The sequence below is a fragment of the Okeania hirsuta genome (assembly GCF_003838195.1).
GTDB lineage: Bacteria > Cyanobacteriota > Cyanobacteriia > Cyanobacteriales > Microcoleaceae > Okeania > Okeania hirsuta.
In genome coordinates this window covers 1-2,871 of the sequence record NZ_RCBY01000457.1, presented here as the reverse complement: position 1 = coordinate 2,871, position 2,871 = coordinate 1, and the positions used below count along the sequence as shown (strand labels likewise).

The 2,871-nt window shown below is 34.8% G+C and carries 3 protein-coding genes; all 3 read left to right on the top strand.

From position 1 onward, the window contains the following. Nucleotides 1–161 precede the first annotated feature (161 nt). The 3 genes from mnmA (at nt 162) to D5R40_RS31695 (ending at nt 2,868) form a co-directional block, all read left to right on the top strand. Complete coding sequence (mnmA, locus tag D5R40_RS31705; RefSeq protein ID WP_275670461.1) at nt 162–1,256, top strand: tRNA 2-thiouridine(34) synthase MnmA; 1,095 nt, start codon at nt 162–164, stop codon at nt 1,254–1,256. A gap of 128 nt (nt 1,257–1,384) precedes the next feature. Then, nucleotides 1,385–2,350: a hypothetical protein gene (locus D5R40_RS31700; RefSeq protein WP_124155792.1), complete on the top strand. Its 966-nt coding sequence runs from the start codon at nt 1,385–1,387 to the stop codon at nt 2,348–2,350. Between the two features lie 122 nt (nt 2,351–2,472). Beyond that, the gene (locus D5R40_RS31695) at nt 2,473–2,868 is read left to right on the top strand and encodes a hypothetical protein (RefSeq protein ID WP_124145893.1); all 396 of its coding nucleotides are present in this window, start codon (nt 2,473–2,475) and stop codon (nt 2,866–2,868) included. The last annotated feature ends 3 nt before the right edge of the window (nt 2,869–2,871 follow it).

Sequence of the window (2,871 nt, the reverse complement as noted above, 5' to 3'; positions counted from 1 at the left end):
GCAGTGGAAGGAAAGGTTAGGAAATATCGAGAACTTAAAACTCAGAGAAAGTAATTTTTTTCCTGCTTCCCTTTTTCCTCTTCCCTCTTCCCTCTTCCTTCTTCCTTCTTCCTTCTTCAAAAAATCTATAATGCAAGATAAATAAACTTAGTTTTGATTTTATAACCTCAAATTCAATGAATAAAATTATAGTCGGTCTTTCTGGTGGAGTTGATAGTTCCACAACCGCAGCAATACTACATCATCAAGGATATCAAGTTGAGGGTTTAACTCTTTGGTTAATGAAAGGAAAAGGTCAATGTTGTTCCGAGGGAATGGTCGATGCCGCTCATATTTGTGAACAGTTAGGTATTCCCCATCATATTGTGGATAGTCGCGATCTATTTCAGGCAAATATTGTTGATTATTTAGTAACAGGATACAGTGCTGGAATTACTCCACTACCTTGTTCTCAATGTAATAAAGCTGTGAAATTTGGCCCGATGCTGGCTTATGGTCGTGAAAAATTGGGTATTGACAAAATTGCCACGGGGCATTACGCACGAATTGATTATGATTCACAGAGCGATCGCTATCAATTAAAACGTGCTATTGACCGTAATAAAGACCAGTCTTATTTTCTGTACGATTTAACACAGGACTTATTAGCTGGTTCCGTATTTCCTCTAGGAAAAATGGTGAAAAGTGAAACCCGACGCATTGCAGCAGAATATGGTTTGAAAACTGCTGATAAACCAGAAAGTCAGGATTTATGTCTAGTGGAAGCTAGCGGTTCGATGCGGGCATTTTTGGATAAATATATTACTCCTCATCAAGGTGAAATAGTTGACCAAGAGGGACGAGTGTTAGGACTCCATGATGGTGTCCATCATTATACAATTGGCCAAAGAAAAGGTTTAGGAGTTTCGGCCCCTCATCCTTTATATGTAATTGATTTAGACCCAGTGATGAATCGGGTAATAGTGGGCGATCGCGACAGTGCGTCAAAAATGGAGTCCACTGTGAAGTTAGTTAATTGGGTTTCTATTGTCCCACCAACTATACCTATACGAGGGGAGGTGCAAGTGAGATATCGTAGTTTACCTGTAGCAGCAAATATTATTCCTTTGGGTATTAATGAGGAGAAACCACAGGATGGTTTTCGAGTTAAGTTAATGTTTGAAGAGGCAGTTTTTGGTATAACTCCTGGACAAGCTGCTGTTTGGTATGAGGGAGATATTTTGTTAGGTGGAGGGATAATTGAAAAGGAGGAGTAAGTGTTAGTTTGTTGTCTGGATTTTAGTTGATTATTGAAGTTGAAAATCCAGACGACTAAATTATCTATTAGCAGATTTCTTAAATTTTGCTTTGTGGGAATTTTTTTAAGGGTAAAACTAGAATAAATATGGGTTCCTCTGGAATTTTTTTGACGGTCGGAGGGGAAAATATAGAAATAGTAAATTTTCCATCAGTGGGTTTCCCAGATTTTGCCGAACTGCCAATTTTTTCAGGGGATCAAGTCAGAGTAAGCATGAGTTTATCTGAAGATTTGTTGATGGTCAGAAGGGAAAATTCAGGAGTAGTAGATTTTCCATCATTGGGTTTCTCAGATTTTGCTGAACTGCCAATTTTTTCTGAAGATAAGGTCAGGGTAAGCATGATTTATTCTGGAAATTTTTTGATGGTTAGAGGGGAAAATTCAGGAGTAGTAGATTTTCCATCATTGGGTTTCTTAAATTTTGTCGAACTGCCAATTTTTTCAGGAGCTAAAGTCAAAGTAAGTCTAATTTTCTCTGAATATTTCTTGATGCTCAAAGGTGAAAATCTAGAAATAGTAAATTTTCCATCAGTGGATTTCTTAAATTTTGTCGAACTGCCAATTTTTTCAGGAGCTAAAGTCAGAGTAAGTCTGATTTTCTCTGAATATTTCTTGATGCTCAAAGGTGAAAATCTAGAAATAGTAAATTTTCCATCAGTGGATTTCTTAAATTTTGTCGAACTGCCAATTTTTTCAGGAGCTAAAGTCAGAGTAAGTCTGATTTTCTCTGAATATTTCTTGATGCTCAAAGGTGAAAATCTAGAAATAGTAAATTTTCCATCAGTGGATTTCTTAAATTTTGTCGAACTGCCAATTTTTTCAGGAGCTAAAGTCAGAGTAAGTCTGATTTTCTCTGAATATTTCTTGATGCTCAAAGGTGAAAATCTAGAAATAGTAAATTTTCCATCAGTGGATTTCTTAAATTTTGTCGAACTGCCAATTTTTTCTGAAGCTAAAGTTAGGGTAAGTATAGGTAAATCTGACAATTTTTTAATGCTCAGAGGCGAAAATCCGGAAATAGTAAATTCTCTATTGAAGTTTTTTAGGAGGTAAAACAAAAGTAAGTATGAGTTTGTAATTATAATTTGCTTGACTGTAAAATCTGTAAATTATAAGTATCGAATCATCAATCAACCTCTAAGATTTTTGTTAAAAGCTTTGCAGGAGGATTTTTTATGAATCAGTCTTCAGAAATTCAAGAATTCAAAAAATATAAACCACTACTTTACATTACCCCTAATAATAAATCTAGTTTACAACAATCTCTATCTTCAGCAATCACTACTGTAACTACTGAACAAGATAAAAATAAATTAAATAGTTTCAAATCAAATCCCTTAAGCATAAAAGAAGCTTTGATATATGGAGGTTTGTCAGCTTTACTTCCTCCTTTTAGTTATTTATTAATACCAGTAGTAACAGGAATTTTTGCTCGCCAACAAAATACTCAAGATAGCGAACAAGCAAAACTCGACGAAAATACAAAATTAGCTTTAAATGAATTTAATTTAGCTATGTTGGTCAGAATTTATTACAGAAACTCCTTACTCAGATATACCAGAATATTTTGACTT